This is a genomic window from Streptomyces sp. NPDC053431 (genome assembly GCF_044544925.1).
Lineage (GTDB): Bacteria > Actinomycetota > Actinomycetes > Streptomycetales > Streptomycetaceae > Streptomyces.
Window position 1 is genome coordinate 1 of record NZ_JBITXX010000054.1, and the last position, 6,914, is coordinate 6,914.

Genomic DNA, 6,914 nt, shown 5'->3' on the forward strand with positions numbered 1-6,914 from the left:
TCCGGGAAAGGCCAGGTAGTTGGTGGGGTCGTGTTCGTAGCGGTGGTTGAGCCGACGGTAACCGGTGAGCCAGGAGATGGTCCGCTCGATGACCCACCGGTGCCGGCCCAGGCGCTCTTTCGACTCGGTGCCCTTGCGGGCGATGCGGGGTGTGATGCGCTGTCGGCGGATCCATCTTCGCAGGACATGGGTGTCGTAGGCCTTATCGGCGTGGAGCTTTCCGGGGTGGAAATGCCGGCCGCGATGGGGGTCGTGTCTCGTTTGGAGACCGGCCACCATGGGATTCAGCCTGTGGCTGTCGTGGACGTTGCCCGCAGAGATCCCGACAACGAGGGGCCGCCCGGACCGGTCGGACAGGACGTGCAATTCTCGGGCATCTATGCGGGCTGGTGAGAGGACCTGGCGCCTTTCCTCGGAGCGCCGGGATCTGGCCCTGCGGACGGCCACTGGCCTCAGGAGGCGGTCGGCCCCGCACGGACCAGGAAGCCCTACCGGGCATCGAGCGGCTGGCCCATTTGCGTGAGGCTCTGTCCGCCCTTGCCATCGTCCTCGCCCGCGCCCACGGCCCTCTTGCCTGGTTCATCGGCAGGTGCCGAAGCACTGTCGCCGATCCTCAACGGCGTGCCCTGCACTCGAACGAGGCGCCTTCCTTCGGGACCACCCGCCCGACGCTGGCCCAACTCACGGCCGCCGAGGACGCCGTCGCCGCCTCGCCGCCGCCTTCTCGGGCATCGCCACATAGAAGACAGCAACCAGGCCATCTCGCGTGTCCGCACCCGGCAGCACCAGGGTGCGGTAGCTGTCCTCGGCCCGAATGGCTCTGCACCGGTTGTGGGGGCGGCGTCGTGGCCGTATTCCTGAAGATGCAGCCGCACCGGTAACAGGGCCGGGCCGGTTGCCCTTCTCCGGGAGCCGTGCCAAAACCCCCCGAGCGGCACGGCTCCCCACCTTGGCCTGCGACGGCCGCGCCGCACCCTCGCCCCCCGGCCCGCCCCGCTTCCGGGCCGCCCAAGCCGCCCACCCCTGTCAGAGGGCTGGATAGGTGAATGCGGGTGACCGGCGCGTGCCCCTCGGCTCTATAACGGTGGCTGGCTTTTTATGGATCGGACGGCGCCTCCAGGGAAGCCATCCTGACTGGGAACCCTTCGAGCGGTCGTTCCCCGACACTCTCGACCCAGACCGCATCTACGTCGAAGGGCCCTCGCCCTCGATGCCGTTGCCCTTGGGGCCCGTCGCCCGGGCTGAGGTCTGCGAGGACTGCGACGCGCGGGAGCTGTTCCTGTTTCACAAGCTCGACAAGTCGAGCGGGGACATCACTCTGCGCTGCGGCAGGGACCACAAGTTCCCGCGGGACGAGACGTAAAGGGTGCCCTAACCTTCCCGATGAGGGCTTGCTCCGATGATTCGTACGATCGCAGGGGCCGGAGCTCCGGTTTATGGCCGGTGGCACTGAAAGGACGCCGTAGCTGTCACCCGTCCTGGCCCGGCGCGGTCGATCGCTACGGGCTGGTCCGCTCCATCATCCGCAGCGCCGACGACCAGGCCGGCGACGGCTGGTCGGCGCGTGCTGGCGGCGGGCGAGCGTGGCCACGAGCTCGACGAGGGCCACCTCGCCGACCCGATGCTGAGGGGGCTCGACCGACGGGCCGCCACACTCACCACTCGCCGCCTTTGTCCGAGACGCCGGAGCCATCAGCAACCTGAAGCCCCTACGCCTGCTGCGCACCGAGATCAGCGACGATGGCCTGACAGCCGCCGAAGCCGCGCTGGAACCGGCCGTGTGCTTCCACCACGCCGGCCACGGCGACCGCGACAAGATCAGCGCGGCTCTCCCGGCCGCGCGACCTCACAGGCGGCGACTACGCCTACTACGTTGACATCGCCCAATTCATGGCATACGGGCCCTCGAACAGGCTTTCCGGAGCAGGCGTACCTGGGCACTGTGTATCTCGTACGCTCAAGGCCTCATCATGTGGTGGCCACACGCTTGCGCGTGAGCCGGTGCCTTGCCCGAAGGCGCCCGGCAAGACGCCACTCAGCGTGCTGGTTCGCCTTGTTAATCGCTGGTGGCTCGGCGTTCTGGCCAATTCGCGCTCGCCCCGCGTGCCACCAAGTAGCCAACTGCGAGCAGCTCGGCGACATCCAGATGTCCTGCACTTCTACCACCCGCTCCGGCTGTCGACGCTTCGCCGGGAGCACCGTGACACGGACGGCCCGCAGTAGCGGGACGCCGGTCTCGGGCACGAGTAGAGCTGCTGCCTCCTCGGGCGTCGGCATGCGTGCAGAAACTGCCTCACGCCGTTCCAGCGGACGCTCGGCCATGCCCGTTGCAACGCCGAGGACGTCCGCGACGTCCGCCGGCGCCGGAGCGGTTGTGACGCGTGTCTGCTCACCATTCGGGTGGGGGAACTCCTCCCTCGGCACCGCGATCGCGGTGTTCCTCGTCCCTCACGCCCCCGAGCCAGGGCCCACCGGCCTCCTCGTGACCGCCCCTCCGGCGTGCTCACCCCTCCGCGTATCGCGTGGGCGGATTTCCTTCCTGAAGTCGATCCTTGGCCTTGGTTGAGGTACGTCGACACCGGCATGCTCTTCACGATGTACTCCAGGGCCGAGATCATGCGCCGTACCTGTAGCAGTCTGCGAGATCACCCGGAGCGGTGCTGGGCGCGGCCCTCAAGGAGGGCAACGAGCTGTCTGGGCTGCTCGCCTTTCCTCCCCGGATTCCGGCCACTTGCCGCGACCTGCGGGGACGTGCTGAAGTACCGGTCCGGAGTCCGGCAGAGCCTGGCACCGCCTCGCCCCTCCACCCCCGGTAGGGTCAGCGCCAGCCCGTGCCGATCTGGCGTGCGCGGGTGAGGCCCGGTGCCCATGCGCGCTCTGGGGGCAGTACCACCGGGCCGTCTCTCTTCCCGGCCCGTGGTGCCGGCCGCTCGACACAGCGACCGGCACCACGGTCCTCCCCCCGCCCTACAGCATGATCATCAGCCACGCCCAAGCGGACGTGACCGCATGCTGTCTGGCACAGGCTCTTGCTCACAGGTAGCACGAAGCCCTGGAGGAGCGGATCTGGTCGAGAAGCTACGCAGAATAGGAAGGAACGCCTGAATCCGGCCGTGAATGGTCCCGTCGCAGGTGGGGCTACCAGCTTTCGGTGTCGCTGTCATGGTGGTCGCGGAAGACCTCGGAGCCTCGTCCGTTCCGGGGCAGGGGGGTCCAGTTCATGCAAAGCAGGGAGGCCAGGGCGACATAGCCGCGGTCGGTAAGCTGCTGGTCGACCGCGCGGGGCCAGTGGCCGCCGGCCTGGAAGCTGTCGCGCAGGGTGGCGTCGGGTCGTTCCAGTAGGGAGACCTGCCAGTCTCCCCGTGGGGTGGGGTAGGCCACCGCGTACAGGGGCGCCGCGCAGGACCGGACGGCCTGAAGGACGTCAAGGTCCCAAGGCCGGAGAGGCGCTGCCAGGCTGGGCGGGGGAGTGCTCATGAACGCTCCAGGAGTTCACGGTCAGGACAGGTAGCCAGGACCGTATGTCCGGCAGGCGGTGACAGCGAGCAGCCCGCCTCTTGAGCTCCGGCTCCGGCGTTTCGTTCGAGCGCGGGGAGACGGAAGCGAAGGAGACCGCGGGGCCGGTGGACGGGACGTCGGCGCCGGCCTTCCTCTGGTGCGGGCCTGTGCTGCCGGGCGCACACTGGAGGACGTCAGTCACGTCCTGGCTCTCCGGCCGGGACCGATACGAAAGGGGTGCCGGGATGCGGGTGAACGAGGGTGATGTGCTGCGGTTTCCGGGCCGCAAGGTCGGTTCCGCCGGGCACCGCGTGAGGGTGGTGGAGGTTCTCGGGCCGGAGGGTGAGCCGCCGTACCGGGTGCGCTACGACGACGGACACGAAAGCGAAGTGTTCCCCGGCCCCGGCTGTACCGTCGATTCCTCCGTACCACGCACCGCCGCAGAACCGGAAGGCTGAACACCGCTCCACCCCACTGCTCACCGGGAGGCGCCTCCCGGTTTTCCTGGTATGAGACCGGTGGTGGACGGCGCTCGACCATCGAGCAGGGCCAGCTCAGAGCAGGGGAGCCATGCGGGGAGCGGCCGAGGCGGGGGCGTGTTCCGCGGCCGGTGGGGGCGGTAGGGCGCTGCCCGCTCGCCACCGCGACCAGCTGAGGTTCCAGTCGCCATAACCGTTGCTGAAGGCATCCATGTGCGGTCCGGGGCCGTTGAGGACGCGGATGACGTCGCCGGGGGCGAGGGTGCGGTAGAGCCAGGCGGCGTCTTCGGTGCTCATGCCAGTACAGCCGTGACTGACGTTCTGTCTGCCGTGGGCGTCGGCCGACCAAGGCGCGGCGTGCAGATACTCCCCGCTCCAGGTGACCCGGACGGCATGGCGGACGTCGAGGTCGTAGGCGTCGGGACTGTCCTCAGGAATGCCGATGGAATCCCCCTTCATCCGGACCGCCGGTTGCTTTTCCAGGACCACTTTGATTCCGGTGCGGGTCCGGTAGCCCTCTTTGCCGGTGGTCACCGCAATCCTCCGGACGGCCTGGCCGTTGCGGTAGACGGTCATGGAGAACCGGGCGATGTCGGTGACCGCCTCAATGCGGTCCCCCGTGCTGATCCTCAACGCTTTGGACCGGCCGCTGTACAACGTGTCCGTGATCTTCACCCCGTCCAGGACGCTGTGGGCGGTGATGACGGCGTGGGCGGGCCAGAAGGACGAGGGCCGGAAGTGGAGGGTCTGCGCGTCCACCCAGTGCCAGGACCCCCCGGCGTCCGGGACGGAGGTGACCCGCAGCCCTTGTTCGACCGCAGCCCGCGCCCGCCGGTCACTTTGTGGCACCGGGTGACTGAGGTGGGCGGTCAGGGGCTGCCCCACCCCGTAGACCCCCGGCCCCGGGCCGAACCGGACCCTCAGCGCCCCAGCCCCGGACGGCCGCGCACCCGCCCGCAACAGCGGCCGAGCGGCGGTTGCCGCCCGCAGTGATCCCGGGGCGGCAGGAGAGACGACACCAAAACGAACAGGCATGCCAGACGTGGTGGCGGTCCAGTCCGTGGTCCGGTGCACGGTTGCAGGCGCCTGCCCTGCCGGGGGCGCCAGGGTAACCATCAGGAGCAGTCCCGCAGACACTGGCAGCACACCCCGCATCCATACGGCACGCACCGGCATACCCACCTCCTGACACCACAAGGCACACGGGCGGAAGAGACGTCACCTGCAGGATCAACGTGCCCGCCCGTCGGCGCGACCCGGCTGCGGCCAACCGAGACCCGCCGCCGCCCACGAGGGTGACTTGGGGTCGCCGGGCGGCGTTAACCGCACATGGCCCCCACGACAACGCGGCCGCGGCCCGCGATCGCTGCCCAGCGCACCGTCGAAACGTTTCCCCGCCCCGGCGCGGAGCCGATCTACGAGCAACTGGTGCGGGAATGGCGCCACGCCGGACGCCTCGTCCCCGGCGGTGACGACGAGGAATGGACCGCGCTGGCCGGCCGCTTCCCACGCCCTGAACCACACCTCGGTGCTCACGCCGTTGCAAGACGGCCCGCGCTTACTTGACCGTCCGTCGGAGCCCAAATTGTCCTGTCCCCCACTCAGCGCGGGGCAGGTGCTTGATCTTGATCCAGTCGCGGGTACGGCGGCCCGGCAGGTAGGGATTGGAGAGCCGTTTGGCGACCATCCCGTCGGTAGCCCTCGGCCCGGGTCTGCTCGAGCGCCTGGGCGGCCGGTGCGGGCCAGGCCGCGGGTAGGGCGAGGTGGGGACCGGTCAGAGCGCATGGGCGCTCATTCCAGGCCTCCCTGCGAGGGTGGCTGGCTGTCCCCTGCGTGCGGGGTGGTATCCCAGCGGGGCCTTGTGACCCGAAGAGGTCGCGGATGCGCAGGGTGCGGATTGTGCGTCGGCGCTGGGGGCCGTTGAGGCTTTCAGGGGCCGTGAGGGGGGTGGGGGGTCTCCATTGAGCTTCTTCAGCGTTGCTTCTCCAGGGTGAGGACGGCTTTGAGGCTTGACGTGAGCCGGTTGGGGCTGACGCGGGCTTGCGGAAGATCCGCCAGGCTTTGAGCTGTGCGAAGGCCCGTTCCACAGGTGAGCGGAGCCGGGCGTGTGCCCGATTGACGGACTTCTCCTTGACGGTGAGGTCACGGCTTCGGTGCCTTTTGACGGGTGTGGCGAACGTTCCGCCGGCGGCCTGATAGGCCTTGTCCGCGAGAGCGGGGATCTTCAGCCGCTCACAGATGGCCGGCGAGTACCAGATGAGTCGGCCGGCTGGGCCGGTGACAGCCTGAACGTTCACGCCGTGCTCGCGGTGCTTGCCCGAGTAGTCGTCCTGGCCGTTGCCCACGCGGTCGCACTCAACGAGGGTTCCGTCCACGCGCACGTACTGCGGGCGTGCCCTTCGCAGGGCACGGGTGCGCGAGGGAGCGGTGCTCTCGCTGGTCCGGAAGCCGGCCGCGATCTGGGCCAGGGTGTCGTGCTCGCGCAGGTACACGAGCGTGATCAGAGCCCGCTGGGACGCCGGTAGTTTGCACCGGCGGTCACCCTCTCGGGTGACGATCAGCATCGTCACCCACTCCACGAGGGCATGCGGAAGGTCCAATGCGGCAGGACAGATGACCAACAAGGCCCCCTGACGAGCGAGTTGAGATGTGAGATCTCTCGCTCAACCGTCCGGGAGCCGTGCCCGTTACGAACCCTCGGCCGTCACCCGATCAGTGGCCAACTCGAAGAAGCTCATTGATCACCTGCCGGTGATCCCGCCACGGCTATCAGCACCAGACAACGGGGCGCTATCCGCTCCCACGCCGCCATCCGTCAGTTCAATTATCAGACAGCGCCTAGCTTGATCTTTAACCTGTGCGGCGAGGCCGTGGGGTCGTTGACTTCTTCGCCTTCGGTTTCGTGGTGTCTGTTTTGCGGACTGTGTGGACGTCGTG

4 protein-coding genes and 1 pseudogene are annotated in these 6,914 nt (G+C 68.7%); 1 reads left to right on the forward strand and 4 read right to left on the reverse strand.

Going from position 1 to position 6,914, the window contains the following annotated elements; all coding sequences use genetic code 11:
• Together ACIGXE_RS37290 and ACIGXE_RS37295 are read right to left on the reverse strand one after the other, a co-directional pair.
• A partial coding sequence (locus ACIGXE_RS37290) for a transposase (protein WP_399754610.1) occupies positions 1-381 on the reverse strand: 381 nt, incomplete at its 3' end.
• 2,757 nt (positions 382-3,138) lie between these two features.
• Positions 3,139-3,381 (reverse strand): hypothetical protein, encoded by a 243-nt coding sequence (locus tag ACIGXE_RS37295; RefSeq protein ID WP_399754605.1) that lies wholly within the window; start codon positions 3,379-3,381, stop codon positions 3,139-3,141.
• Positions 3,382-3,743: 362 nt separating this feature from the next.
• On the opposite strand from ACIGXE_RS37295, the gene ACIGXE_RS37300 reads away from it, so the two are divergent.
• Positions 3,744-3,956: a DUF1918 domain-containing protein gene (locus tag ACIGXE_RS37300; protein ID WP_399754607.1), complete on the forward strand. Its 213-nt coding sequence runs from the start codon at positions 3,744-3,746 to the stop codon at positions 3,954-3,956.
• A gap of 96 nt (positions 3,957-4,052) precedes the next feature.
• On the opposite strand, the gene ACIGXE_RS37305 is transcribed toward ACIGXE_RS37300, so the two are convergent.
• Both ACIGXE_RS37305 and ACIGXE_RS37310 read right to left on the reverse strand, forming a co-directional pair.
• The gene (locus ACIGXE_RS37305) at positions 4,053-5,153 is read right to left on the reverse strand and encodes a L,D-transpeptidase (RefSeq protein WP_399754609.1); all 1,101 of its coding nucleotides are present in this window, start codon (positions 5,151-5,153) and stop codon (positions 4,053-4,055) included.
• A 795-nt stretch (positions 5,154-5,948) separates the two neighbouring features.
• Positions 5,949-6,598 (reverse strand): annotated as a pseudogene (locus ACIGXE_RS37310) (transposase family protein).
• Between the last annotated feature and the right edge of the window lie 316 nt (positions 6,599-6,914).